This window comes from Pantoea sp. X-Soil-TKNS-1280 (assembly GCF_059730475.1).
Genome location: NZ_AP035962.1, coordinates 3,022,018 through 3,045,940, shown reverse-complemented (window position 1 = coordinate 3,045,940; position 23,923 = coordinate 3,022,018). Strand labels below are relative to the sequence as shown.

Sequence of the window (23,923 nt, the reverse complement as noted above, 5' to 3'; positions counted from 1 at the left end):
CTCGCATATTACATCCCGGTATGTTGTATTGCAATGTGATACAGGGTGTAAAAGTGCGGTAATCGCGCTACAGTAGGCCAGGCCACAAAGGAACGAAATATGGTTGAACTCCCCTCCTGCCGTGAGGATGAAAAAGCGGGCGGCATTCAGGTCATTGCCCGCGCGGCAAAAATTTTAAATGCTTTGGGTGAGCATCCCGGCGGTATGAGCCTGGGGGAGATCGCTCAGGCGGTGGATTTGCCGCGCTCAACGGTGCAACGCATTATCGCCGCGCTGGATAACGCCCAACTGGTGCGCAGCAGCGGCGCAGGTGGCTTACGTCTCGGGCCCGCATTGCTGAAACTGATCTCCAGTGTGCACAGCGACGTGGTTGAAGTGGTACGTCCCTTCCTTGAACAACTTTCTGCTGCGACTAATGAAACCGTTTCGCTGGCGCGTGCCAGTGGGACGCAGTTGGCGATCGTCCATTATGTGGTGGCTTCGCGCGAACTGCGCGTGGTGCCTCGCATGGGACTGAACCTTCCGCTTTACAGCACCTCGGGCGGACGTGCCCTGCTGGCGCTGGAGAGCGATGATGATGTACGGGTTATTGTCGGTGAAGCGTATAAAGAGCTGACCGAAATGACGATAAAAACGCTGCCGCAATTGCTGGGGTTGATTGGCGAAGTCCGTAAAACCGGCTTCTCCTACGATCGTGGCGAGACGCTGGAAGGCATCTCCACCATGGCGGTGGCGATCGATACGTTATTTGGACGTTTTTCTATCTCACTACTGGTGCCAACGGCGCGTTTCCGTAAACATGAAGCGCGTTATTGTGAGGAAATCCTGAAGTGTAAAGAAGCGCTAACCCGCGAAATTGGCAAAATGACCGCTGTTGAAGGATAACCAAGAATGAAAACCTTGCTGATGGCCATAGATAACTCCCCGGTGGCGGAAAAAGTGATCGCCCTTACCATTGATCAGGCGCTGGCTCACCAGGCGCAGGTCGTGGTGTTGTGCTGCGTCGATCCCGCTTATTCATCCTGCAACCAGCCGATCGAGATTGATGCCGGTGAAGATCCGGATGATTTTCTGGTGGCAAAGGATGAACAGAATACTGCGGAAATGGTGGTGCGGCATGCGCTTGCCCCCATACTGCGGGCTGGTGTGGCGGCCAAAGGGGTGATTCTGGCCGGTGAAGCAGCAGAAACCATTGTTGCACAGTCGGCGGCAGTGCAGGCCAGCATGATCATCATGGGACGTCGGCATCTTTCGCCGTTTAACCGCCTGCTGAAAGGCTCGGTCAGTGCTGCCGTGATTGAACGTGCTAACTGCCCGGTTCTGATTGACGTTCGCAAGGATTAATAACCGCTCCATGCTCTCGCTTTTCCCTGTTACGCTGGCCGCCTTTGTGCTGCTGGCGGTGATTATTATTTTGCTGATACGTACCACCTCACTCCGTCTCTGGCAGGGGGTGGTGTTGTTCCTGTTACCGGTGTTGCTGGCGAATTTGCTGTGGTTTAGCTGGTTGCATCCGCGCCAGCAGCGACAGGCGCTGGCGGCTGAAGTTGCCAGCCAGCTCAGCGAGGCTCCGGGCTATCGATTGCTGAAAACGCAGGAACCGGCGTTGTGGCAACTACTGAACCATGAACTGTTGCACAAACGCCTGGCCGGGGTGCCGCCGGATGAAGCGCTGGGCGAAATGCGTGGCTGGCTGCTCGATCTGGTCAATCAGCGTCTGATGCGAGCCAGTGATGCAGCCATCATCAATTATATTTCCGTGTCGGTTGAGGAGATGAAGGCGCTGCAACAGCAGGATGCACAAACCTGTTTCCGCTTCCTCTATCCGCAGGTGATTGGCGGCATTAATTTGCAACGCGTGCTGTCACCGGCGCTGAATCAGCGTGATGCTCAGGCGCTGGATGAATTGTTGGCGCAGAGCACCGGTGATGATCAGGTCGTCGATAATCAGGCTGCGCAACGTGATTTGCAAAAAGTGGTGGAAACCCTGTACGGCAAATGGGGCGATCGCCTGCAGCAACTGAATATGCCAGCGGATACCACGGTGGATCGTTCAGCGATGTGCGCGATGTCGATTGACCTGTACAGCGGCATTCTGGCATTGCCTGCCAAACAAGCCGCCAATCTCCTGCGTAAAATGGTCAGCCTTACCGGATAGCGGGCAAAAAAAAGCCCGCTCAGCACGGGCATAAGGTCACAATCAGTCAGTCTCTTATCTATTCACCTGGTGTGGTGCCGACTTCGTTTTGTCTGAACACATCATGGCACTGCTGTGCTGATATGAATAACCGTTTGGTTTTATCAATTTGATTGGTAAAAGCTTGGTTTTGTGCAGACATTTCGCGCCTTAATCCTATGGAAAGGCGCTGTGCCGCCATTTACACTGCGGCATCGAATGAGGACATCATAATGAAAAAGTGGTTATTAGGCGCCATGGCGCTTTTAATGCTGACCGGCTGTAGTGTCAGCCAACCAGGTGGATTTGAGCGTGTCGATGAAGATCCCAGTTCAAATACCGTTCAGTATCGCTACGATCCGCAGAAATTTAATCGCGATGCCATGGAAATGGATTTGGCAGAATATTGCAGCAAACGTGGATTTGATAAAGTGGAATCGTTACCGGCGGAAGATAGTCATATTCCAGGACTAAAGAAAGCCTGGTATCAATGTAATTACGCGGTAAAAAGCTAAAAAACAGGGCGGGGTATTTCCCCGCCCTTTTTCTTTTTTATTATTTGCTGTGTGTGCTTTGCCCAATTACCACCGGCCATAACCCGGTCCGCCGTGGTGCCAGCCGCCGTGTGGCGGTCCCCAGCCGGGTCCACGCCCATGCCCAGGATCAATAATACAACCACTCAGCATGACTATAACGGCAACAACGGACGCGACTTTTATTAATTTTTTCATGGAGAGTCCTCCTCTTTTCCAATGAGGCCAGATTACAACGGAAAAGTGGAGCTAAGATGCAGCTAATGTAGAGTTATTTCTGGATCTATTTCTGAATATTTCAGTGTGATGAGGAGAGAGGCGGGAGGAAATATAAACCAATCGGAATAAGCTGAATACAGGATGATAATAACGCGATTACTCTGAAAAGCAAGCCTGAATAATATCTGTTCTCAATTAACGCACATCGTGCAGAACTGTGGGATACCAGCTAAAGTCAGGGCAGTTTAAATTAAGGAGAACATCATGGCGCGCGAAGTAAGAAATGTACTGGCATTGCAGGCGGAACTGGCTGAGTGCCCGCTATGGTCAACCCGGGAGCAGGTGCTGTGGTGCGTTGATATACTGGCCCCGGCGATTCACCGTTTCGATCCAGCCAGCGGTGAGTTGCGCAGCTTCCCACAACAGGAAGAGGTGGGATGTATCGGACTGCGCGAGCAGGGCGGTCTGATTGCCGCTTTGCGCAGTGGCGTCTGGCTGCTGGATGATGAAGGTAAACCGCAGCGTAAACTGGCGGATAATCCGGGAATCGTGGCCAAAAGCCGTTTTAACGATGGACGCGTGGATCCCTGGGGCAATTTCTGGTGCGGCAGCTTATGGGAACCACAGGATAAAAACGGTGGCCTGTTGTGCCGCGTCACCCCCGATGGCGCGCTGCGGGTGATGGCGCAGGATGTCAAAATCTCCAACGGGCTGGCATTCTCGCCGGACCGTCAATGGATGTATCACAGCGATACGCCGAATGAGGTGCTGTATCGCTACCCGCTGGATGCACAGAGCGGGGAACCGGGGACACGGCAGCGTTTCCGGCAGTTTGACGCCAAAGGGGGATTACCGGATGGCGCCGCAGTGGATAGCGCAGGCTATTACTGGTCAGCCATGTTTGATGGGGGGCGCGTGGTGCGTATTGATCCGCTGACGGCAGAGATTGTTGATGAGATTGCTTTGCCGGTGCGCTGGCCGACCATGGTGGCATTTGGCGGCGCAGACCTGAAGACGCTGTACATCACCTCATCGCGTGAGCATCGCACTGCGGAGGAGCTGGCACGTTATCCACAATCCGGCGATGTTTTTGCGGTGGATGTGGCGGTGGCGGGGATTGCTGAGCCGTTATTCAAAGGTTAAGCAGCAGGATGCCGTGCCTAAGGCACGGCATTGGGAGAAAACTTAGCTGCGATGCAGTACCGGTTCCTGCACATCGTGGCGCTGTGGCAGGCGGATGCTGATGGAGAGGAACAGAGAAATCACCAGCAGGGTCATAATCAGGCTGAAAGTGATGGTAAAACCACCAAATACCGATGCCACCAGCGACCCCAGCACGCTGCCGATACCAAAGCCAAGATAAATCAGGCCATAGTTTTTGGTCAGGTTATTCAGGCCAAAGAAATCGCTCACCAGTGACGGGAACACGGTGATGGTGCCGCCGAAGCTGAATGCCACACAGGCCAGAGAGATAAAGAAGGTGGATTCATTCATATGGGTGAACAGCAGGATGCTCATGCCCAGCAGTGAAACCACCTGTGCCAGCGAAATCACCCGAATGCGCGCCATTTTATCGGACAGCACACCCAGAACCAGGCGGCCACTCAGATTGGCGATGGCAATCACGGTCACGGCGTTGGCGGCGGTAGCGGTACTGAGATGTACCAGACCTTCGCCGATATCTTTTGCTACGCCAATCACATACAAACCACTCATGCAGGCAGTCAGGAACATCAGCGCCAGCATCCAGTATTGCGGTAAGCGTACGGACTGCGCCAGGGTGTAGTCTTTAGCCTGCTGAACGGAAGCATTGTTGCTTTGCTGCACTGGCGCATCACGCATCAGCAACGCACCAATCACAATCATCACCATCGCCATAACACCCCAGATGATAAAGGTGTTTTCCAGTCCCTGAGTGCTGAGTAACGCGCCGCAGATAAATTTAAAACCCAGGCTGCCTAAACCGTAGGCACCAATCGCACAGGCGGAAATCACCCCTTTGCGCTCCGGGAACCATTTCACACAGTTGGATAAGGTCATCAGATAACCCGCGCCATCGGCCAGACCGACCAGCACACCGGCACTGAGGTACAGCATCATCAGATTATCGGCATGGGCGGTTAACCAGAAGCCCAGCGCCATCAGTACGCCAGCACCGATGGTGACATTGCGTACGCCAAAGCGTTCCTGCAATTTGCCCGCCAGTGATGACGCAATCGCCAGGCCCAGGCTCAGTAAACCAAAGGAGAAAGCCACCTGGCTGACGGGTGCATCGAGCTTCTGCGCCAGCTGACCATTAAACAGGCTCCAGGTGTAGACCGAACCCAGCGCAAATTGGGTCAAAATGGTGCCGGCAAGAGTAAGCCAGCGGGTACGTTGATAACTCGGTGTTGTGCTTTTCATTTTTTCTCTCCCATCCGGGAATTCGGAAACTGAGGCGATGATAAGCCCCCCTCGCGTACGCGTGTGGGGAAAGGGCGTGAAAGGCTGTGAGGGCGGAATGAAATGCAGCGAAACGGGTATGAATGACATTGCAGACAGTGGTGCCTTGTCATCACATGTGAAGCTGTTGCTTCGCGTGATAAAATGTAACCAAATGCGTGCATGGCGGCGCTTTGGCTGCAAAATGGTGAAGTTTTGCCAGGCTTAAAATTCACTTAACAGGAGGAAATATGAAAGACCGAGCATATGAATCCGCGTCCAGTGAGGATGAAGTTTGCTGCATCATCGGTCAGGCGGTGATCGAGTTAAGCGATGAGCATCAACCGGTGAATAAATCCACGCTGTCGTTGAAACTACTGGCAATGGCCGACCGCGACAGAGACGATGAACGCATACTGCTTTACTGGATCGCCAGAAAAGCGATCAATCAACCTCACCAGCTCAATATCGGCGTGCAGGGCTGGCGCTAAGAGGACGAGAGAGCGGGCGCAATGCCCGCTCTCGTGTATTACGCCAGACGCAGACGTTTTGCCGCAGGCCAGCGTACAAACATCACCATATTGCCCGCCAGAATCATTACCAGGCCAACAATCGCATTGTTATGCCATTGATAACCTTCATACAGGGTCGATAAGGTCAGTGCTACCAGCGGAAACAGCAAGGTACTGTAGGCTGCCTGACTGGCACCAATGCGACCCACCAGCGTGAAGTACGCGCCAAATCCCAGCACCGAGCCAAAAATCGCCAGATAACTCATCGCACCCAGCCATTGCAGATTGAACGCCGGTGCCAGCGAATCACCGTTCAGTACCGCGAGGACCGCCATGATCAGCGCGCCATACAACATGGCGTAACTGTTGGTGGTTAAGACATCGCGCTGACGACGCTGGTGGCGCGTCGAAATCATGTTGCCAAAGGAGAAACCCAGCGTGCCGAGGGCGCTTAACCCTACTCCCCATAATAATTGTGGTGCCGGATGGGCGGTGCGGATATCACCCCAGAACAGCGCAACAATACCACCCAATCCCAGGATGGCGGCGGGCAACAGGCGGAACGAGGGGCGTTGACGGAAGAAGATCCAGCTGTTTAAGGCGTTATACAGCACCGCCATCGAGAAAATAACCGATTCCAGCCCGCTGCTGATCCAGGCGGCGGCATGATAGAAACAGACAAAATTGAAGCCAAACACGCAGCAACCCTGTAACAGGCAGAACAGATGATCCTGCGCATCCAGCTTTTTCAGACGGCGAATCAGTTTCAGCATCACCAGCATCACCAGCGATGCCAGTAAAAAACGCCAGAACACCGCGACAAAGACCGGCGTGTTGGCCGCTTCCTGCTGTAAAAAAATGGCGATCCATGTCGTTCCCCAAATCACCACCACCGCCAGATACAACATCAGGTTCATTTTGCCTACTCCACAACAAATTTGTATTGAGTGTGCCGTGCTGATTCCCGGCTGGCTTGCATCCCCTTGCGAACGAATTGCAAAATCTTGCGCTTTTTCCTGTGGTGTCCCAATGTGGCCTGTTCTCTGTCCCGATGAATCCGTAAAATGCGGGTTATCAAATAAAGAGCGATCGTGACTATGCCCGACTACCAGACTTTTAACATGCTACAGCGACATAAAGCACAGCTGCGTGACAGCGTGCAGCTGAATAGTGGCATCAAACTGGCAGCCTGGTTTAACAGTGGCGATCGCGTCACTAACCTCAGCGATCACCATACGCTCAGCCTGTACACCGCAGATGGCTACGATACCTGGCATAAAACGCAGCACGGCTGGCGCAACGGTGGTGGGCCGGATCGTTTTTGCCTGATGCCGTCCGGCACCGAATCGGTATGGGACATCCGCGCTGACCTGTCGTTTGTGCATCTTTATTGCACCGACCAGCACCTGCGCCTGATGGCGGAACAGATTTGGGACCGCGACGCGGCTCGCCTGAATCTGCATGAAAAAGTGTTCTCTGATGACGATCGCATCACCCAGCTGTATCGCCATTTCCTGCTCAGCACTGACTGGCAACAGCCCGCTAACCAACTGATGCTCAGCAGCGCATCAACCTTACTGATGACGCACTTGTTGCAGCACTACAGCGATGTCCAGTGGCAGGCACCACAGGTGCGCGGTGGGCTGGCCCCGATAGTGTTACGACGCATTCTGGCGTATATCGATGAACATCTGGATCAACCGTTAACCCTGGCGCAGCTGGCGGGAGAGGCGGCATTGAGCGAGTTCCATTTCGCCCGCATGTTTCGAACCAGCGCAGGTATCGCCCCACATCAATATGTGATGCGTCGTCGTATGGATGAAGCACTGACATTGCTGAAGCATACCGCGCTGCCCCTCACGGACATTGCGCTGCGCTGTGGTTTTCACTCCTCCAGCCACTTCAGTAACCGTTTCCGTCAGCTGCATGGCGTGACGCCTTCGTTATGGCGGCAGCAGCAGGGGTGAGATCTTCTCGCGACATAATTCGGGTTACTATTAGCGAATTCTGCGATTCATGGGATTAACCTGCAATGCCTCAATATCAGCCGCCTTTCCAGCTCAGTATCACTATCATGCACCTTCTCGTTGAGGTGGGGGAGCTAATGGGGCGCTGGGCGGCTCAGGCTGAACAAACGTCCCCGACATTGCATAAAGAGAATCGTATCCGCACGATTCAGGCTTCACTGGCGATTGAACATAACAAGCCTGACTCTCGGCCAGGTTTCAGCTCTGATGGAAGGGAAGCGAGTATTGGGGCCAGCCAAAGATATCCAGGAAGTGCGTAATGCGATTCTTGCGTACGAGGAGCTGGCCGAGTGGCGGAGTTCCAGCCTTGATGATTTGCTGGCGGCACACCGGCTATTAATGGCGGGTCTGGTCGATTTTCCTGGCCAGTTGCGCCAGAGCAACGCGGGTATTTATCGTGAAGATAAGCTGATCCATATGGCTCCTCCAGCCAGGTCCCCCGACGGATGCAGGATCTTTTGCATTGGCTGGAAACCACGGAGGTTCATCCTCTGGTTGCCAGCTGCGTTTTCCATTACGAATTTGAATTCATTCATCCTTTCCCCGATGGCAATGGTCGTATGGGAAGGCTATGGCAAACCCTGATCCTCAGCCATTGGCGCAGTGAGCTGGCATGGCTGCCGGTGGAAACGTTAATTCATCACGATCAGGAACATTACTATCAAATCCTCGGCGCATGCGACCGTGCCAGCGATGCAACGCTGTTTGTCGAGTATATGCTGACAAATTTGCGCAATGCCCTACGGGAAGGGATGGATTCTGCAACGTGATGAAACGCGGGATTTGTTCTGCGAGCCTCTTTGCATTTCACGTTATTGCCGTGTTTTTTTGGTGATTTTTCTGCGGATGTCGTTAGCATGGCAAACGATAACTCCAGGAATTATCACGGAATTTACAATGACAGCTAACATGAGGAGATCAAATATGGAGATACGGACGTCAAAGCAGGACGTGGATCTTGCCGCGATGAAAATTGATTTGGCGGTAATCAAGTCAAATTACATGACTCGTAGCGATCTTCATGAAGAAATTGGCAAACAAACAAAATGGCTGATGGCGAGTATGGTTACGACAGCCGGGCTTTCTCTGGCACTGGCGCGCTGGTTATTTTGAATTTGGCTTAAAAAGGGCTGCAACCAGCCCTTTAATCACCTTCCCTGAAAGCCCCCATCCCTGATGTCATCAGATCTGCCGAAGAGCACAATTCACTTTTAACCACTCATTTTGTTGGTGACGTAGGCGTTATTCAGGTGGGTTTAACAGGAAGGAAAGGCTGCTCATGGCGTTCCCTGCAGGGATCGAACCTGCAACTAGCCCTTAGGAGGGGCTCGTTATATCCATTTAACTAAGGGAACGTCGGCGCGCAGTATAGCGTACCACCGACACGAATTTAACCGTGCGGCCACCGTTTGCTCAATATCTCGACAAATCAGAGGGATTTCTCACATTTCCTTCCGCTTTTGCTCAGCGCGCGCTTTTGCTTTAGCCGCTTCACTCATGTCATTACGAATCTGGGCGTGGCTGATTAAGGCAAAAATCAGCGTGCCACCCGTAATGTTACCGAGCAGCGTCGGCAGGGCAAAGGGCCAGAAAAATTCATGCCACGCGATGTTGCCCGCAAACACCAGATACAGCACTTCCACCGAGCCAACCACGATATGCGCCAAATCGCCCAGCGCGACCAGCCAGGTCATCATCACTATCACCACGATTTTCGCGCCACCCGCATAAGGGAACATCCACACCATAGTGGCGATGATCCAGCCGGAAATCACCGCATTGGCGAACATCTCAGCGGGTGGATTCTCCATCACTTTTTCACTGATGGCGGTAAATGCCTGACGAGTGGCATCATCGAAAATCGGCATATGATTAAATGCCAGTGCACCCAGCGCGGTACCTATCAGGTTACCCGCCAGCACCACGCCCCAGAAACGTAGCAGCAACAGAAAATTCCCTGACGTGGGTTTGTGCATTACCGGCAATACGGCTGTGACGGTATTTTCGGTAAACAGCTGCTGGCGGGCCATGATTACAATGACAAAGCCGAAGGTATAACCCAGATTTTCCAGCAAAAAACCACCGGGCACACCTTGCAGATGTACCTGGAAAATGCCTTTTGCCATCAGGGATGCACCCATGGAAATGCCAGCAGCAATCGCCGACCACAACAGCGCCATACCATCCCGTTCCAGCTCTTTTTCCCCGTCCTGACGAATCTCTTCATGAATGGCTGCGGCACGTGAGGGCAGAGCATCCTCATCTACTTCAATCTTCGTTCCCTGATCTTTTTCCTCACTTTCTACATCGTTTTTGTCTTGTGAAACTGATGATGATGATTTCATGTTTTCCTCCGGTGATAATGCCGGTATGCAATAAGCGTAGCCGTTTTGCGCAACACCAATTTGTTACGTGAATTCAAAATAAGAGTAACAAGACTTTAACTGAGGTGGTTTTTTGAGCAGTTTATTGATCTGATGCGCCCGTTTACCCCGATCGAGGGAGGTGTGACGAAGTTCACAGACTACGGCCCACAGATTCATTGTGGTATTATCCTGGCCTAATTTCATTGCTGTGATTCTCCCTTCTATGCTCGAAGTCATTAATCTCTCTTGCGTTCGCGATGAGCGTACCCTGTTCAATGGGCTGAGTTTTCGTGTTGAGGCAGGCGATATTGTGCAAATAGAAGGGCCGAATGGCGCAGGCAAAACGTCGCTGTTACGTTTACTGGCGGGATTGAGTCGGGCGGAAGAGGGCGAGGTGAAGTGGCAGGGGCAGCCGATTCGGCAGCAACGGGAAACATGGCATCAAAACCTGCTTTATCTTGGCCATCATCCGGGCGTGAAGTCGGTACTCTCTCCGCTGGAGAACCTGCATTTCTGGCATGGCGACAGCCACGGTGAGGCGATTTTTGCCGCGCTGGAGCAGGTGGACCTGCTGGGTTATGAAGAGGTGCCGGTGGCACAACTTTCTGCCGGACAACAACGGCGTGTCGCGCTGGCCCGATTGTGGCTCAGCCCGGCAAAATTGTGGATTCTGGATGAACCGTTAACGGCAATCGATAAGGCCGGAGTGGAAAAACTCATGGCGCGTTTTGCCTGGCATGCCGATAACGGTGGTGCAGTGGTGCTAACCACGCATCAGGATTTACCGGATAGCGCGCAGCGCGTGCGCAAAATCCGCCTGACGTCGGAGTGGGCATGATGCTGGGACGTGTCATTCAGCGCGAGCTGAAAATTGCTTTCCGCAGCGGTGCGGAAGTGATTAACCCGCTGTGGTTTTTCCTGATTGTCATCACGCTGTTTCCGCTGGGCATTGGTCCGGATCCGCAGCAGTTAGCACGCATTGCACCTGGCATTGCCTGGGTCGCTGCTTTACTGGCATCACTGCTGGCGCTGGAGCGTTTGTTCCGCGATGATTTCCTGGACGGTTCGCTGGAACAGCTTTTGCTGTTACCCACACCGCTACCGGTAACGGTTCTGGGCAAAGTGATTGCTCACTGGCTGATTACCGGATTACCGCTGATTTTATTGTCACCGCTGGCGGCACTGCTGTTGTCGCTGGACTTTTCCAGCTGGCGTGCCATGGCGTTGACCCTGTTACTGGGTACGCCAACCCTGAGTTTTCTTGGCGCGATTGGCAGCGGATTAATCGTCGGGCTACGGCGCGGCGGCGTGTTACTGAGTTTGCTGGTATTGCCGCTGGCGATACCGGTGTTAATTTTTGCCAGTGCGGCGATTGATGCCGCCGGACAGGGACTGCCGATTGGTGGCTATCTGGCGATTCTTGGCGCCATGCTGGCAGGCAGCGCTACGCTCTCCCCGTTTGCAACGGCGGCGGCGCTGCGTATCAGCCTGCATTAAATCGTGCATCCACAGAGATGCAGTAATCTCTCTTCTTATATTGTGAGCTATGCAAATGTGGAAATGGTTAAACCGGTGGGCAAAGCCTGAAAAGCTGTATCAGCTTTGTGGCCGCTTAATTCCCTGGTTCGCTGTACTGGGGGTTGCCACCTTGTTGCTGGGGTGGGCGTGGGGTTTTGGTTTTGCACCCGCCGATTATCAGCAGGGTGACAGCTTCCGCATCATGTACATCCATGTACCCGCGGCAATGTGGTCCATGGGCGTGTATGCCTCGATGGCGATTGCGGCGTTTATCGGCCTGGTGTGGCAGATGAAGATGGCTGACCTGGTCTCGGCAGCGATGGCACCGGTTGGGGCGGTGTTTACCTTTATCGCGCTGGTCACCGGTTCCGCCTGGGGTAAACCCATGTGGGGGACCTGGTGGATTTGGGATGCGCGTCTGACCTCCGAACTGGTACTGCTGTTCCTTTATATGGGAGTGATTGCGCTGTATCACGCCTTTGACGATCGCCGTACCGCGGGTCGTGCTGCCGGAATTCTGATTCTGGTCGGTGTGGTCAACCTGCCAATCATCCACTTCTCGGTGCAATGGTGGAACACCCTGCATCAGGGCTCGTCTGGCATCCTGCAACAGGATATTGCGCCAAGCATGCGTACCCCGCTGCGCTGGGCGATTCTCGGTTATCTGCTGGTTTTCGTTTCGCTGACGCTGATGCGGCTGCGTAACATGATTTTGTTTACCGAACGTCATCGCCCATGGGCGATTGAGGTAGCACAGGGAGGGCGCAAATCATGACGCCAGCTTTCTCTTCCTGGCAGGATTTCTTTGCCATGGGCGGTTATGCCTTTTATGTCTGGCTCGCCGTCGTCCTCACGCTGATTCCGCTGATTGGTCTGGTGCTGCACACCGTGCTGTTTCGCCGCCGGTTACTGGCGGAGATTCGCCAGCGTCAATCCAGGGAGCGTCGCATCCGTGCGGCCAAATCGAAAAAAGCCGCCAGTGAAGCGGCAGGAGAATCCGTGTGAATATCCGTCGTCGTAACCGCCTGACTGTGGTGGTGGCGGTATTGGTGGGCTTAGGCCTGGCCACCGCATTGGTGATGTACGCGCTGCGTTCCAATATCGACCTGTTCTACACCCCGAGTGAAATCTTGTACGGCAAGGGCGAGGACCATCAGAAACCTGAGCCAGGCCAGCGTCTGCGTGTGGGTGGCATGGTGATGCCGGGCAGCGTTAAACGTGATCCGAAAACCCTTGCTGTGTCGTTCAAACTGTATGACGCCAACGGCGTGGTCAGTGTCAGCTACGAAGGTATCCTGCCGGACCTGTTCCGTGAAGGGCAGGGTATCGTGGCGCAGGGTGTGCTGGAAGATGGCAACCTGGTGAACGCCAAAGAAGTGCTGGCGAAGCACGATGAAAAATATACGCCACCGGAAATTCAGGACGCGATGAAGAAAAACCACAAAGGACCTGCGGCAACTTACCAGCAGGCGGGTGCCCAATCATGATGCCAGAAATTGGCAGCTTTCTGCTCTGTCTGGCGCTGGGACTGGCGCTACTGTTAAGTGTTTATCCATTATGGGGTGCGGTGCGCCAGGATGCGCGTTTGATGGCGCTGGCACGACCGCTCACCTGGGGGATGTTTGCCTGTATCGCGGCAGCATTCCTGGTGCTGGTGCACGCGTTTATCGTCAACGATTTCACCGTGGCCTATGTCGCCACCAACTCCAACACGTTGCTGCCGGTGTACTACCGCATAGCAGCGACCTGGGGTGCGCATGAAGGGTCGTTGCTGTTGTGGGTACTGCTGCTCAGCAGCTGGACGCTGGCCGTGGCGATTTTCAGCCGCGGCATGCCGCAGGATGCGCTGGCGCGTGTGCTGTCGGTGATGGGAATGATTAACCTCGGCTTTTTGCTGTTTATCACCCTGACATCGAACCCCTTTACCCGCACCTTACCGAACTTCCCGATTGATGGCAGCGATCTTAACCCGATGCTGCAGGATATCGGTCTGATCTTCCATCCGCCGTTGCTGTATATGGGCTATGTCGGTTTCTCAGTCGCGTTTGCCTTTGCCATTGCTTCGCTGATGGCGGGTCGCCTGGATACCGCCTGGGCACGTTGGTCACGTCCGTGGACCACCGCGGCCTGGGTATTCCTGACGATCGGTATCGTGCTGGGCTCGGCCTGGGCCTATTACGAGCTGGGCTGGGGTGGCTGGTGGTTCTGGGATCCGGTGGAAAACGCTTCCTTTATGCCGTGGCTGGCCGGTACTGCGCTGATGCATTCGCTGGCGGTGACGGAAAAACGCGGCAGTTTCAAATCCTGGACGGTGTTGCTGGCGATCACGGCGTTCTCGCTCAGTCTGCTGGGTACGTTCCTCGTGCGTTCCGGCGTGCTGGTGTCGGTACACTCGTTTGCGTCCGATCCGGCGCGCGGCATGTTTATCCTCGCCTTCCTGGTGATCGTCATTGGCAGCTCGCTGTTGCTGTATGCGATTAAAGGGGGGCAGGTACGCAGCCGGGTGCAAAATGAAGCCTGGTCGCGCGAATCTTTCCTGCTCGGCAATAACGTCCTGTTGATTGCAGCCATGCTGGTGGTGCTGCTGGGAACCCTGCTGCCGCTGGTGCATAAGCAGCTGGGCCTGGGCAGCATTTCCGTCGGTGAACCCTTCTTTAATACGATGTTTACCTGGCTAATGGCGCCGTTCGCGCTGATGCTGGGCATCGGTCCGCTGGTGCGCTGGCGTCGTGATGAACCGCAGAAGCTATGGAAGCGTCTGGGTATCGCGCTGCTGGTCACGCTAATCCTCTCTATCGCCCTGCCGTGGTTGTTACAGGATCGTATTGAAGCGATGACGGTGATCGGGCTGCTGATGTCGATTTGGGTGATCCTCCTGACGCTGATGGAGCTGCATGAACGCGCCACCCATCGCCACACCTTCTTTGCCGGTCTGCGCCATCTGACGCGCAGCCATTGGGGCATGGTGCTCGGCCATCTCGGTGTTGCGGTGACGGTGATTGGGATCGCCTTCAGCACGCAATACAGCGTGGAACGCGATGTGCGCATGAAGTCTGGCGATAATGTTGATATCCATAATTATCACTTTATTTTCCGCGATGTTCACAACCTGCAGGGCCCGAACTACAGCGGTGGCGTGGCGATTATCGACGTGACCCGTGATGGCAAACCGGAAGCCGTGCTGCATGCGGAAAAACGCTTCTATACGGCGGCGCGTACCATGATGACCGAAGCAGCGATCAGCGGTGGCTTTACCCGCGATCTCTACGCCGCGTTAGGAGAAGAGCTGGATGATGGCTCCTGGGCGGTGCGTATTTATTACAAACCGTTCGTGCGCTGGATTTGGTTCGGCGGCGTGTTTATGGCGGTGGGTGGTCTGCTGTGTCTGCTCGATCCGCGTTATCGTTCGCGCAAAAAAGCGCCACGGGAGGAGCAGGCATGAACAAGAAGATCCTTTTTATTCCGCTGGTATTGTTTCTGCTGTTAGCGGCGGCGTTGCTGTGGCAGTTGTCGCGCAACGCCAACGGTGATGACCCGACGTTGCTGGAATCTGCACTGATCGGTAAACCGGTGCCGGTATTTAAGCTGGAAGCGCTCGACAAGCCGGGCAAAATCTACAGCCAGCAGGTTCTGACCGATGGCAAGCCGATTCTGCTTAACGTCTGGGCCACCTGGTGCCCAACCTGTCGCGCCGAGCATGAATACCTCAACACGCTGGCGGAAAAAGGCATTCGCGTGGTGGGCCTTAATTATAAAGACGACCGCACCAAAGCCGTGACCTGGCTGAATACGCTGGGCAATCCTTACGCCCTCAGCCTGTATGACGGGGATGGCATGCTCGGTCTGGATTTGGGCGTCTATGGTGCACCGGAAACCTTCCTGATTGATGGTAAAGGCATCATTCGCTATCGCCACGCGGGCGACATGAACGATCGCGTCTGGCAGCAGGAAGTGAAGCCGCTGTGGGATAAATACAGCAAGGAGGCGGGCGCGTGAAACGGCTGCTTCTTTTGCTCGCGGGGGTGCTGTTGAGCACCAGCCTGTGGGCAGCCATCGATACTTACCAGTTCGATTCGGTACAGCAGGAGGAACAGTACCGCGACCTGACCGGTTCGCTGCGCTGCCCTAAATGCCAGAACAACAGCATTGCAGATTCCAACGCCATGATTGCGGCGGATATGCGCCTGAAAGTGTACGAATTGATGAAGCAGGGTCAGAGCCGACAGCAAATCATCAATTATATGGTGGCGCGCTATGGCAACTTCGTGACCTATGAACCCCCGGTCACGCCATCGACCCTGATTTTGTGGGTTGGACCGGCGCTGTTTGTGGTGCTGGGCGGCCTGATCATTATCCTGCGCAGTCGCCAGCGTAAAACACGCAGCGAACTGGATGAAAACGAACAACAGCGCCTCGCGGCGATTTTGAAGCGTGACGGGAAGTCATAATGAGTGGATTCTGGATTACCTTGATTATTTTACTGGCTGCGGCTTGCGCGCTTTTTCTCAGCGCGGGCTGGCGTCAGCGCGTGGCCAGCAATGGCGATCGCGATCGTCTGAATACTGACTTTTATCAGCAGCGCCTGCGTGAGCTGGAGCGGGATGAAGAGGAAGGTGTGGTAGCAGAGCGTCCGGAAATGGTACGCGAGCTGCAACAAACCTTGCTGACCGATGTTCCGCAACAGCAGGAAGCCGCGCGAAACCAGCAAAGCAGCCGCTGGATTCTGTTGCCGGGTGTAGGATTGCTGGTGGTGGTGTCGCTGGGAATGTATCTGAAAACCGGCGGGCTGGCGCAGCTGGCGGGCTGGACATCGGTACAGCAGGAATATCCGGCGCTGCGCGCGCGCGTGATGGACCCGCAGGCCAAACCGCTGACCATGGAAGAACTGGCGCGACTGCAACTGGGGCTGCGTACTTCACTGCAGTCTGACCCGCAAAACCTGAATGACTGGACCATGCTGGGCCGCCTCGGCATGGTGCTTAATAATGCCAGCGATGCCAGCCAGGCGTTCGAACGGGCGTTGCAGTTGGCTCCGAATAATCTGGAACTGCAACAGGATTATGCCGAGGTGCTGACGCGCTCCAGCGATCCGCAGGATAATCGTCAGGCCAGCATGTTGCTGCGTGACCTGCTGAAACGCGATCACAGCAACGTGCGTACCCTGAGTTTGCTGGCATTTAACGCCTTCGAACAGCAGCAGTATGACGAGGCGATTGGTGCCTGGCAGATGATGCTGAAACTGTTACCGGCAGGAGATAAGCGCATCGCGATGATCGAGCGCAGTATTGAACAAGCGAAAACCGACGCGGGACAGCAAAATACCCATCTGGCATTGACGGTGAGTTTAAATCCGCAGGCAGAAAAAATGTTGCCGCAGGGCGGAGTGATGTATATTTCTGTTACTGACGGTGTATCACCGGTGCCTGTGGCTGTGAAGCGTTTTCCGCTCAGCCATTTCCCGTTATCGCTTACGCTGGATGACAGTAACGCTATGATGCCAGACCGTTTGTTGTCGGCGCAGCATCAGGTGCAGATCCGGGTACGTATTTCGCGCGATGGTAGCGCCAATCCCCAGCCTGGCGATTGGTTTGGTTTAAGCGCGGTTACTCCCTGGGATGGTCATCAGCAACTTGCTGTGGAAATTAATCAGCAGCAGCCCTGAAGCGATACACCATTTTCATGCACAGGGAGATAAGAATGAATTACCGCCTGACCGGTCTGGCGCTGGCCAGTGTATTGCTGGTGGGATGTGCCAGTTCCAAACCGGCTGACAACGATCAAACTGCGCAGCGCAGCGATCCGCTTGAAGGCTTTAACCGCACGATGTTTAACTTCAACTACAACGTGCTGGATCCTTATGTGGTGCGTCCGGTAGCGGTGGCCTGGCGCGATTACGTGCCAGTACCTGCGCGTACCGGGATAAGTAATGTGCTGAGTAACCTTGATGAACCGGCGAGTATGCTCAACGCTTTCCTGACGGGTGAACCGCGTCGTGCGATGATCCACTTCACGCGTTTCTTCCTGAATACCACGTTAGGGCTGGGTGGCTTTATTGATGTGGCAGGTAAAGCCAATCCTGAGCTGGCGCGTGAAGAACCGCACCGGTTTGGTAGTACGTTGGGGCGTTATGGTGTCGGCTATGGTCCGTATGTGGAGCTGCCTGCTTACGGCAGCTTTACGATCCGTCAGGATGGCGGTGATTATGTTGATACCCTCTACCCGGTGCTGAGCTGGCTGACCTGGCCGATGGCCATCGGTAAATGGACGCTGGAAGGGGTGGAAACCCGTGCACAGCTGCTGGATAGCGATGCGATTCTGCGCCAGCAACAGGATCCTTATGCGTTTGTGCGTAATGCCTATTTCCAGCGTAATGATTTCCTCGCCAGAGGCGGTAAGCTGAAGCCGGAAGAAAACCCGAACGCGAAAGCGATCCAGGGCGATCTTAACGAGATTGATGCGGAATAAATAACAACAAAAGGCGGCTGATTCAGCCGCCTTTTTCATGCATACCGGGTCACATCAGAACTTATAGTTGAAGCTCGCGCCATACAACATCGCCTTACCTTCAGACCTGAAAGTGTAGCTGCCTTCCTGAATAGTGACGTTCTGTCCATGCATATAGGAAACACCCAAATCCACGGAGGCATCCGGGGTAAACGCATACGAGGCACCGAGGCTCAGCCACAGGCGATCCTGATCCGGGATGGAGATGGAACGGTTTTCGGCTGGAACCGGGCTATCGTCAAAGGCGATACCGCCACGGAAGGTCCAGTTGTCGTCGTAGAAGTAAGTGGTACCGAGCGCGATACGGTAAGCATCGCGGAAACCTTCATTTTTATAGAACAGTGTCTGACCATTGTTACCCGTGGCATTCAGCGCCTGGAACTGGCTCCAGCTGGTATAGGTCAGGCTGTAGTGCACTGCCCATTGCGGTGCCACTTTGTGCCAGCCTGAGACTTCCCACATTTCCGGCAGGTTGAGTGTCAATGCGCCTGGAATGGTGGAACCACCGGTTGCGTAAGGCAAACCTAAATTAAGCGCCTGGTTGACTGCATTGATGGAGGTAGGCAGGTTGCTCTTGTATTCGCCGTCGAAATCGACTTTCACTTCTGAACGATAGGTAAAGCCAAAGCGGTTGTTCTTATCTACTTCATATAAGATACCGGCGTTCCAGCCATAGCCCCATTCGTTGCCTTTCAGACGGGCGATTTGTGTATCTGCTGGAATACCCAGTGCTGCGCCAGACTCACCGGCATAACGTTCAATTTTCGCTTTGGCGTAAACCGCATCGAAACCGACGCCGAAGCTGAAGTGTTCATTCAGACGGTACGCGGTGCTGATGTTAAAGTTACCGGTGGTCAGGTCGGTCGTACCACCGTAAGCACCGGCGGTATAACCGTCATTAAATTCGGTTGCCAGGCCGTAATTAGAGGTGACGGAAGCCCCTACCCACCATTGGTCATTAATCGGGTGTACATAGTGGATATCCGGTATCCACTGATTGGGTGCAATATTTTTTGCATCAAGGCTGCGGCCAGAGGGACTGGTGCCGCTGATATTAACGTCGGGATCAATATAAACCGCGCCGATGGAGAAGGAAGGTCGATCCATCAATGCCATGGTTGCCGGGTTACGGCTGGCGGAGGCGGCGGTATCGCCCATTGCGCCTTCACCCGAATATGCACGACCTAATCCAATTGCTGAAAATTCGTTAAGTTGAAAGCCCGCTGCGTAAACATGAGAAGAGACGAGCGCCACTGCAACGGCCACAGCCGACTTTGCAAACAGGTTCTTATGGTTCATGACCACAACCTCATATCAATTATTATTAAAAGTTGTCACATCACGTAACAAGGGACGGCGGATTGTAGGGACTGACGACATTGACACATATCAGACCAGTGCGACGAGTATAGGTCTGACCTGTGTCGATGTTGCAATATTGTTTTTAAAATATTTCCAATTTGATCGATAAAATCAGATCTGCATAACAAAATCCTTGCCGTTACGTTCCAGCATAGTGACTCAAATTTGTTTTGGATCAATTTATAGTGTGATATTCGTCACTTAGCGGGCAGTTCGTGGCGATGGCAGTGCATCAGGCGTACAATTTGAAGCAGAAATAACCATTTTTAGTCAGGAGAACATGATGACTGATGCCATTAAAAACTGCAGTGCGAACGAGACAGCAGCCTGCTGCTGTGTGGATGTTGGCACCGTCATGGATAACACCGATTGTGCCGCAAGCTGGTCAGGAGTATTCGCTGACCGCCATGCAGCGGAAGCCATGCTCAAACATTTAAGTGACCGGGCGCGCCAGGTCGAATCCGAACCCTGTGATATCCGCTCACGCTTTGATGAAGAAGCCGCCGGTGTGCGTCTGAATATTGATTTCACCTTTGCCTGTCAGGCAGAAGCATTAATCTTCCAGCTTGGCCTGCGCTAATTAATCCCCCCTCGTCTGCCGGACACCCTTCCGGCAGCGTTTTTCAATTTCGTGTTTCTCCTCGCACTTTTTCTCTCTGCATATTGGCGACTTACGCGCTCCTGGTTAACACTGATGATCAGGTCAGACCTCTTTGGGCAATGACGCCCCGGTCAAATAGCACAGGTGACAGTCGATGAGCAAAGCGCAGCCGCTGCTGACGCGTCAGGGCGAACGCATCGCCATAACCCAGGGTCTTCGTACTCCTTTTGCCCGCCAGGCGAGTGATTTTCATGGCATTCCGGCGCTGGAGCTGGGAAGGATGGTGGTGAGTGAACTCATGGCGCGCAGTGAACTGCCGGTGGAGGTCATCGATCAACTGGTGTTTGGCCAGGTGGTGCAAATGCCGGAGGCCCCGAATATCGCCCGTGAAATTGTGCTGAGCAGCGGCCTGAGCGTGCACACCGATGCTTACAGCGTCAGCCGTGCCTGCGCTACCAGCTTCCAGGCAGTGGCAAATGTGGCGGAAAGCCTGATGGCGGGCAGCATCGATGCCGGGATCGCTGGCGGCGCTGATTCCTCATCCGTGTTGCCGATTGGCGTCAGCAAAACCCTGGCACGCGCATTGGTCGATCTCAACAAAGCGCGTCGCTTCGGCCAGAAATTACAGATTTTGCGCCGTCTGCGCCCACGTGACCTGCTGCCGGTGCCACCCGCTGTCGCGGAGTATTCCACGGGTCTGCGCATGGGGGATACCGCAGAACAGATGGCAAAAACCCATGGCATTACCCGTGAACAGCAGGATGCGTTAGCCCTGCGTTCACACCAGCGTGCTGCGCGTGCGTGGGAATCGGGTGTGCTGGCGCAGGAAGTGATGCCCGCCTTTGTACCGCCGTGGAAAGCGCCGGTCGAACAGGATAACAACGTACGCTTCAACGCCAGCGCGGCGGATTATGCCCGATTGCGTCCGGCATTCGATCGTCGTCACGGTACGGTGACGGCAGCTAACAGCACGCCGCTGACCGATGGCGCGGCGGCGGTGATCCTGATGCGTGAAGGTCGTGCCCGTGAGCTGGGCATCACGCCGCTTGGCTACCTGCGCAGCTACGCCTTCAGCGCCATTGATGTCTGGCAGGATATGCTGCTGGGACCGGCTTATGCTTCGCCGCTGGCGCTGGAACGTGCGGGGGTGAGCCTGAACGATCTCACCCTGATTGATATGCATGAAGCCTTCGCGGCACAGACGCTGGCGAATCTGAAAATGTTCAATGATGAGCGTTTCGCGCGCGAGGTGCTGAATCGCCCACACGCCCTCGGTGAAGTGAATGAAGAACGATTCAACGTGCTGGGCGGGTCGATCGCCTATGGACATCCCTTTGCTGCAACCGGTGCGCGCATGATCACCCAAACCTTGCAGGAACTGCGGCGGCGTGGTGGCGGGCTGGGGCTGGTCACCGCCTGCGCAGCGGGTGGATTAGGGACAGCTATGGTACTGGAGGCCGAATAATGAGTGATTCCGCATTCCACCTGCACATGCGCCTCGACCATATCGGCGTAATCACCATCGATGTGCCGGGTGAAAAGATGAATACCCTGAAGGCAGAGTTTGTCCCGCAGATTATGTCGGTGCTGGCTGAAGCACGGCGTGACCCACAGCTGGCCGGGCTGGTATTGATTTCCGGCAAGCGCGATAACTTTATCGCCGGGGCGGATATCAGCATGATTGATCGTTGTGCTACCGCCGAAGAAGCTGAAGCGCTGGCGCGTCAGGGGCAGGAAGTGATGGCGAATATTGCCGCGTTGCCTTTTCCGGTGGTGGCGGCGATCCATGGTGCCTGTCTTGGCGGTGGTCTCGAACTGGCGCTGGCATGCGACGCGCGTATCTGTTCGCTGGATGATAAAACCCGTCTCGGCCTGCCGGAAGTCCAGCTGGGCTTACTGCCTGGCTCCGGAGGCACGCAGCGGCTGCCACGGCTGATTGGTGTGCAGCAGGCGCTACCGTTGATCCTGACCGGTAAACAACTGCGGGCAAAACAGGCATTGAAGCTGGGGATCGTGGATGATGCGGTGCCACAAGCTATTCTGCTGGAAACGGCCGTAGCACGGATACTGCAGGGTAAAAAGACGCTACGAACGCTACCCTGCCGCGACCGGCTGATGCAGGGGCCGATCGCCAGGCATCTGTTGTTCGCGCTGGCAAAACGTCAAACCGACAGCAAAACCCACGGCAACTATCCGGCTGTCGATCGTATTTTGCAGGTGGTACGTATCGGGCTGGAGCAGGGCAGCAGTGCCGGTCACGAAGCAGAGGCGCGAGCTTTTGGTCAGCTGGCGATGACCCGCGAATCCGCCGCGCTACGCAGCCTGTTTTTTGCCTCCACGGCGATGAAGAAAGAGGCTTTTGCCGCTGCCACGCCGCGTGAGTTAACGCATATCGGCGTATTAGGCGGCGGTCTGATGGGCGGGGGCATTGCCAGCGTAACGGCGCTGAATGCCGGATTGCCGGTACGCATCCGCGATATTAATCTCAGCGGCATCAACCATGCGTTGCAGTACAGCTGGGATCGACTGACTCAACGCCTGAAGCGTCGGCAGATCAATGCTGCGCAGCGCCAGCAGCAGATGGCGTTGATCAGCGGCAGCCAGGATTATCAGGGCTTCACCCGGCGCGACCTGGTGATTGAGGCGGTATTTGAAGATTTGACGCTGAAGCAGCAAATGGTGGCGGACATTGAAAACCATTGCCAGCCACATACCATTTTTGCGTCTAACACCTCATCGCTGCCGATTGGTGACATTGCGGCCCACGCGCAGCGCCCGGAAAACGTTATCGGCCTGCATTTCTTTAGTCCGGTGGATAAAATGCCGCTGGTGGAGGTGATTCCCCATGATGGCACTTCGGAGGAGACGCTGGCGACCACGGTGCAACTGGCGCGTGAGCTGGGTAAAACCGCAGTGGTGGTGGCGGACAGGCCGGGGTTTTACGTCAATCGCATTCTCGCGCCCTATATAAATGAAGCGATGCGCTGCCTGCTGGAAGGTGAGCCGATTGAACATATCGATCGGGCGCTGGTGAAGTTTGGTTTTCCGGTAGGGCCATTGCAACTGCTGGATGAGGTCGGTATCGACGTTGGCAGTAAAATCAGCCCGATTCTGCAACAGGCATACGGTGAGCGTTTCAGCGCGCCGGAGGCCGTCGGCAAGATTCTGGCCGACGATCGTAAAGGGCGAAAGAATGGCAAAGGCTTCTATTTATACGCGCGCAGCCGCTGGCCGACAAAACGCAAAGCCGATGCGTCGATTTACCGTCTGCTGGGGATTAAACCGCAGGCGCAGCAGAGTGAGTTACAAATTGCTACGCGTTGCGTGATGATGATGCTGAACGAGGCCGCACGTTGTCTGGACGAAGGCGTGATTCGTAGCGCACGCGACGGCGATATTGCCGCCGTATTTGGTATTGGTTTTCCCCCTTTTCTCGGCGGGCCTTTCCATTATATGGATCAGCGCGGGGCCGGGGAGATGGTCAATACATTAAACGCTTTAATGCAGCGTCATGGCGATCGTTTCACCCCTTGTGACGCCCTGATGACGGTGCTACAACAACAAACGAAATTTTACATTTCTGCACAAATCTGAATAGGCTTACAGATTCAGCGGGTTAGATAGCCTGCTAAGAAATGGCTTACGCGGTAGCATTCCGAGATATGCTTATTTAATAAACAACCG

General features: G+C 54.7%; 26 protein-coding genes, 1 tRNA gene and 1 pseudogene. 22 read left to right on the top strand and 6 right to left on the bottom strand.

The features are described from left to right. Positions 1-99: 99 nt before the first annotated feature. The 4 genes from AC6I8X_RS14095 (at position 100) to AC6I8X_RS14080 (ending at position 2,691) form a co-directional block, all read left to right on the top strand. Positions 100-885: an IclR family transcriptional regulator gene (locus AC6I8X_RS14095; protein WP_497839996.1), complete on the top strand. Its 786-nt coding sequence runs from the start codon at positions 100-102 to the stop codon at positions 883-885. Positions 886-891: 6 nt separating this feature from the next. Further along, on the top strand, positions 892-1,344 hold the full coding sequence (locus AC6I8X_RS14090; RefSeq protein WP_313682246.1) for a universal stress protein: 453 nt from the start codon (positions 892-894) through the stop codon (positions 1,342-1,344). A gap of 10 nt (positions 1,345-1,354) precedes the next feature. Next, positions 1,355-2,158: a hypothetical protein gene (locus AC6I8X_RS14085; RefSeq protein ID WP_313682248.1), complete on the top strand. Its 804-nt coding sequence runs from the start codon at positions 1,355-1,357 to the stop codon at positions 2,156-2,158. 251 nt (positions 2,159-2,409) lie between these two features. Further along, positions 2,410-2,691 carry a lipoprotein gene (locus AC6I8X_RS14080; RefSeq protein WP_299455200.1) on the top strand — a complete coding sequence of 94 codons (282 nt, stop codon included), beginning with the start codon at positions 2,410-2,412 and terminating at the stop codon, positions 2,689-2,691. A gap of 66 nt (positions 2,692-2,757) precedes the next feature. Here AC6I8X_RS14080 and AC6I8X_RS14075 read toward each other — a convergent pair whose 3' ends face one another. Then, positions 2,758-2,907, bottom strand: a complete 150-nt coding sequence (locus AC6I8X_RS14075) for a hypothetical protein (RefSeq protein ID WP_313682253.1) — start codon at positions 2,905-2,907, stop codon at positions 2,758-2,760. A gap of 285 nt (positions 2,908-3,192) precedes the next feature. Here AC6I8X_RS14075 and AC6I8X_RS14070 point away from each other — a divergent pair, with 285 nt between their 5' ends. Then, positions 3,193-4,071: an SMP-30/gluconolactonase/LRE family protein gene (locus AC6I8X_RS14070; protein WP_497839995.1), complete on the top strand. Its 879-nt coding sequence runs from the start codon at positions 3,193-3,195 to the stop codon at positions 4,069-4,071. 42 nt (positions 4,072-4,113) lie between these two features. Here the strand turns inward: AC6I8X_RS14070 and AC6I8X_RS14065 are convergent, their stop codons facing one another. Continuing rightward, entirely contained in the window at positions 4,114-5,331 is a 1,218-nt protein-coding gene (locus AC6I8X_RS14065; protein ID WP_313682257.1) for an L-lactate MFS transporter, read from the bottom strand. Positions 5,332-5,600: 269 nt separating this feature from the next. On the opposite strand from AC6I8X_RS14065, the gene AC6I8X_RS14060 reads away from it, so the two are divergent. Next, positions 5,601-5,840, top strand: a complete 240-nt coding sequence (locus AC6I8X_RS14060; protein ID WP_013509957.1) for a hypothetical protein — start codon at positions 5,601-5,603, stop codon at positions 5,838-5,840. Positions 5,841-5,878: 38 nt separating this feature from the next. Here AC6I8X_RS14060 and AC6I8X_RS14055 read toward each other — a convergent pair whose 3' ends face one another. Further along, complete coding sequence (locus tag AC6I8X_RS14055; RefSeq protein WP_497839994.1) at positions 5,879-6,778, bottom strand: DMT family transporter; 900 nt, start codon at positions 6,776-6,778, stop codon at positions 5,879-5,881. A 180-nt stretch (positions 6,779-6,958) separates the two neighbouring features. Here AC6I8X_RS14055 and AC6I8X_RS14050 point away from each other — a divergent pair, with 180 nt between their 5' ends. The 3 genes and pseudogenes from AC6I8X_RS14050 to AC6I8X_RS14040 all read left to right on the top strand — a co-directional run bounded on the left by AC6I8X_RS14050 (position 6,959) and on the right by AC6I8X_RS14040 (position 9,001). Further along, positions 6,959-7,828, top strand: a complete 870-nt coding sequence (locus AC6I8X_RS14050; protein ID WP_313682305.1) for a helix-turn-helix domain-containing protein — start codon at positions 6,959-6,961, stop codon at positions 7,826-7,828. A gap of 65 nt (positions 7,829-7,893) precedes the next feature. Next, positions 7,894-8,652: pseudogene (locus AC6I8X_RS14045) on the top strand (Fic family protein); the annotation flags it as partial. 160 nt (positions 8,653-8,812) lie between these two features. After that, the gene (locus AC6I8X_RS14040; RefSeq protein WP_084876187.1) at positions 8,813-9,001 is read left to right on the top strand and encodes a hypothetical protein; all 189 of its coding nucleotides are present in this window, start codon (positions 8,813-8,815) and stop codon (positions 8,999-9,001) included. A 167-nt stretch (positions 9,002-9,168) separates the two neighbouring features. Here AC6I8X_RS14040 and AC6I8X_RS14035 read toward each other — a convergent pair. Next, positions 9,169-9,243 (bottom strand) — tRNA-Arg (locus tag AC6I8X_RS14035). Positions 9,244-9,330: 87 nt separating this feature from the next. Continuing rightward, entirely contained in the window at positions 9,331-10,233 is a 903-nt protein-coding gene (locus AC6I8X_RS14030) for a formate/nitrite transporter family protein (protein WP_313682262.1), read from the bottom strand. Between the two features lie 244 nt (positions 10,234-10,477). Here AC6I8X_RS14030 and ccmA point away from each other — a divergent pair, with 244 nt between their 5' ends. Genes ccmA through mlaA form a run of 10 tightly spaced genes read left to right on the top strand, consistent with a single transcriptional unit; the run spans position 10,478 to position 18,237 of the window. After that, complete coding sequence (gene ccmA / locus AC6I8X_RS14025) at positions 10,478-11,092, top strand: cytochrome c biogenesis heme-transporting ATPase CcmA (protein WP_313682264.1); 615 nt, start codon at positions 10,478-10,480, stop codon at positions 11,090-11,092. Continuing rightward, a complete protein-coding gene (gene ccmB, locus AC6I8X_RS14020; RefSeq protein ID WP_299449225.1) occupies positions 11,092-11,751 on the top strand; it encodes a heme exporter protein CcmB in 660 nt (219 codons plus the stop codon). The genes ccmA and ccmB overlap by 1 nt, the downstream gene beginning before the upstream one ends. Positions 11,752-11,806: 55 nt before the next feature. Further along, positions 11,807-12,547 (top strand): heme ABC transporter permease, encoded by a 741-nt coding sequence (locus AC6I8X_RS14015; RefSeq protein ID WP_313682267.1) that lies wholly within the window; start codon positions 11,807-11,809, stop codon positions 12,545-12,547. Then, a complete protein-coding gene (gene ccmD / locus AC6I8X_RS14010) occupies positions 12,544-12,777 on the top strand; it encodes a heme exporter protein CcmD (RefSeq protein WP_084876184.1) in 234 nt (77 codons plus the stop codon). Before AC6I8X_RS14015 ends, ccmD begins: the two co-directional genes overlap by 4 nt. Beyond that, positions 12,774-13,259 carry a cytochrome c maturation protein CcmE gene (gene ccmE / locus AC6I8X_RS14005; RefSeq protein WP_299449172.1) on the top strand — a complete coding sequence of 162 codons (486 nt, stop codon included), beginning with the start codon at positions 12,774-12,776 and terminating at the stop codon, positions 13,257-13,259. The genes ccmD and ccmE overlap by 4 nt, the downstream gene beginning before the upstream one ends. Continuing rightward, on the top strand, positions 13,256-15,214 hold the full coding sequence (locus tag AC6I8X_RS14000; protein WP_299449173.1) for a heme lyase CcmF/NrfE family subunit: 1,959 nt from the start codon (positions 13,256-13,258) through the stop codon (positions 15,212-15,214). Before ccmE ends, AC6I8X_RS14000 begins: the two co-directional genes overlap by 4 nt. Next, on the top strand, positions 15,211-15,768 hold the full coding sequence (locus AC6I8X_RS13995; protein WP_299449175.1) for a DsbE family thiol:disulfide interchange protein: 558 nt from the start codon (positions 15,211-15,213) through the stop codon (positions 15,766-15,768). Before AC6I8X_RS14000 ends, AC6I8X_RS13995 begins: the two co-directional genes overlap by 4 nt. After that, positions 15,765-16,220 carry a cytochrome c-type biogenesis protein gene (locus AC6I8X_RS13990; RefSeq protein WP_084876180.1) on the top strand — a complete coding sequence of 152 codons (456 nt, stop codon included), beginning with the start codon at positions 15,765-15,767 and terminating at the stop codon, positions 16,218-16,220. The genes AC6I8X_RS13995 and AC6I8X_RS13990 overlap by 4 nt, the downstream gene beginning before the upstream one ends. Continuing rightward, a complete protein-coding gene (gene ccmI, locus AC6I8X_RS13985) occupies positions 16,220-17,434 on the top strand; it encodes a c-type cytochrome biogenesis protein CcmI (protein ID WP_299449180.1) in 1,215 nt (404 codons plus the stop codon). The genes AC6I8X_RS13990 and ccmI overlap by 1 nt, the downstream gene beginning before the upstream one ends. Before the next feature lie 35 nt (positions 17,435-17,469). Then, positions 17,470-18,237, top strand: a complete 768-nt coding sequence (gene mlaA / locus AC6I8X_RS13980; RefSeq protein ID WP_313682271.1) for a phospholipid-binding lipoprotein MlaA — start codon at positions 17,470-17,472, stop codon at positions 18,235-18,237. Positions 18,238-18,291: 54 nt separating this feature from the next. Here mlaA and fadL read toward each other — a convergent pair whose 3' ends face one another. After that, positions 18,292-19,575, bottom strand: a complete 1,284-nt coding sequence (fadL, locus tag AC6I8X_RS13975) for a long-chain fatty acid transporter FadL (protein WP_497839993.1) — start codon at positions 19,573-19,575, stop codon at positions 18,292-18,294. 346 nt (positions 19,576-19,921) lie between these two features. Here fadL and AC6I8X_RS13970 point away from each other — a divergent pair, with 346 nt between their 5' ends. From AC6I8X_RS13970 to fadJ, 3 genes are all read left to right on the top strand, one after another. Then, on the top strand, positions 19,922-20,218 hold the full coding sequence (locus AC6I8X_RS13970; RefSeq protein ID WP_313682307.1) for a YfcZ/YiiS family protein: 297 nt from the start codon (positions 19,922-19,924) through the stop codon (positions 20,216-20,218). A 175-nt stretch (positions 20,219-20,393) separates the two neighbouring features. Next, on the top strand, positions 20,394-21,704 hold the full coding sequence (gene fadI, locus AC6I8X_RS13965; protein ID WP_497839992.1) for an acetyl-CoA C-acyltransferase FadI: 1,311 nt from the start codon (positions 20,394-20,396) through the stop codon (positions 21,702-21,704). Next, the gene (gene fadJ / locus AC6I8X_RS13960) at positions 21,704-23,833 is read left to right on the top strand and encodes a fatty acid oxidation complex subunit alpha FadJ (RefSeq protein ID WP_497839991.1); all 2,130 of its coding nucleotides are present in this window, start codon (positions 21,704-21,706) and stop codon (positions 23,831-23,833) included. The genes fadI and fadJ overlap by 1 nt, the downstream gene beginning before the upstream one ends. Positions 23,834-23,923 lie beyond the last annotated feature (90 nt).

Bases quoted from the DNA above. Each gene is read 5' to 3' on its own strand.
- AC6I8X_RS14095 (WP_497839996.1), top strand. From the start codon at position 100: ATGGTTGAACTCCCCTCCTGCCGTGAGGATGAAAAAGCGGGCGGCATT.
- AC6I8X_RS14090 (WP_313682246.1), top strand. From the start codon at position 892: ATGAAAACCTTGCTGATGGCCATAGATAACTCCCCGGTGGCGGAAAAA.
- AC6I8X_RS14085 (WP_313682248.1), top strand. From the start codon at position 1,355: ATGCTCTCGCTTTTCCCTGTTACGCTGGCCGCCTTTGTGCTGCTGGCG.
- AC6I8X_RS14080 (WP_299455200.1), top strand. From the start codon at position 2,410: ATGAAAAAGTGGTTATTAGGCGCCATGGCGCTTTTAATGCTGACCGGC.
- AC6I8X_RS14075 (WP_313682253.1), bottom strand. From the start codon at position 2,907: ATGAAAAAATTAATAAAAGTCGCGTCCGTTGTTGCCGTTATAGTCATG.
- AC6I8X_RS14070 (WP_497839995.1), top strand. From the start codon at position 3,193: ATGGCGCGCGAAGTAAGAAATGTACTGGCATTGCAGGCGGAACTGGCT.
- AC6I8X_RS14065 (WP_313682257.1), bottom strand. From the start codon at position 5,331: ATGAAAAGCACAACACCGAGTTATCAACGTACCCGCTGGCTTACTCTT.
- AC6I8X_RS14060 (WP_013509957.1), top strand. From the start codon at position 5,601: ATGAAAGACCGAGCATATGAATCCGCGTCCAGTGAGGATGAAGTTTGC.
- AC6I8X_RS14055 (WP_497839994.1), bottom strand. From the start codon at position 6,778: ATGAACCTGATGTTGTATCTGGCGGTGGTGGTGATTTGGGGAACGACA.
- AC6I8X_RS14050 (WP_313682305.1), top strand. From the start codon at position 6,959: ATGCCCGACTACCAGACTTTTAACATGCTACAGCGACATAAAGCACAG.
- AC6I8X_RS14040 (WP_084876187.1), top strand. From the start codon at position 8,813: ATGGAGATACGGACGTCAAAGCAGGACGTGGATCTTGCCGCGATGAAA.
- AC6I8X_RS14030 (WP_313682262.1), bottom strand. From the start codon at position 10,233: ATGAAATCATCATCATCAGTTTCACAAGACAAAAACGATGTAGAAAGT.
- ccmA (WP_313682264.1), top strand. From the start codon at position 10,478: ATGCTCGAAGTCATTAATCTCTCTTGCGTTCGCGATGAGCGTACCCTG.
- ccmB (WP_299449225.1), top strand. From the start codon at position 11,092: ATGCTGGGACGTGTCATTCAGCGCGAGCTGAAAATTGCTTTCCGCAGC.
- AC6I8X_RS14015 (WP_313682267.1), top strand. From the start codon at position 11,807: ATGTGGAAATGGTTAAACCGGTGGGCAAAGCCTGAAAAGCTGTATCAG.
- ccmD (WP_084876184.1), top strand. From the start codon at position 12,544: ATGACGCCAGCTTTCTCTTCCTGGCAGGATTTCTTTGCCATGGGCGGT.
- AC6I8X_RS14000 (WP_299449173.1), top strand. From the start codon at position 13,256: ATGATGCCAGAAATTGGCAGCTTTCTGCTCTGTCTGGCGCTGGGACTG.
- AC6I8X_RS13995 (WP_299449175.1), top strand. From the start codon at position 15,211: ATGAACAAGAAGATCCTTTTTATTCCGCTGGTATTGTTTCTGCTGTTA.
- ccmI (WP_299449180.1), top strand. From the start codon at position 16,220: ATGAGTGGATTCTGGATTACCTTGATTATTTTACTGGCTGCGGCTTGC.
- mlaA (WP_313682271.1), top strand. From the start codon at position 17,470: ATGAATTACCGCCTGACCGGTCTGGCGCTGGCCAGTGTATTGCTGGTG.
- fadL (WP_497839993.1), bottom strand. From the start codon at position 19,575: ATGAACCATAAGAACCTGTTTGCAAAGTCGGCTGTGGCCGTTGCAGTG.
- AC6I8X_RS13970 (WP_313682307.1), top strand. From the start codon at position 19,922: ATGACTGATGCCATTAAAAACTGCAGTGCGAACGAGACAGCAGCCTGC.
- fadI (WP_497839992.1), top strand. From the start codon at position 20,394: ATGAGCAAAGCGCAGCCGCTGCTGACGCGTCAGGGCGAACGCATCGCC.
- fadJ (WP_497839991.1), top strand. From the start codon at position 21,704: ATGAGTGATTCCGCATTCCACCTGCACATGCGCCTCGACCATATCGGC.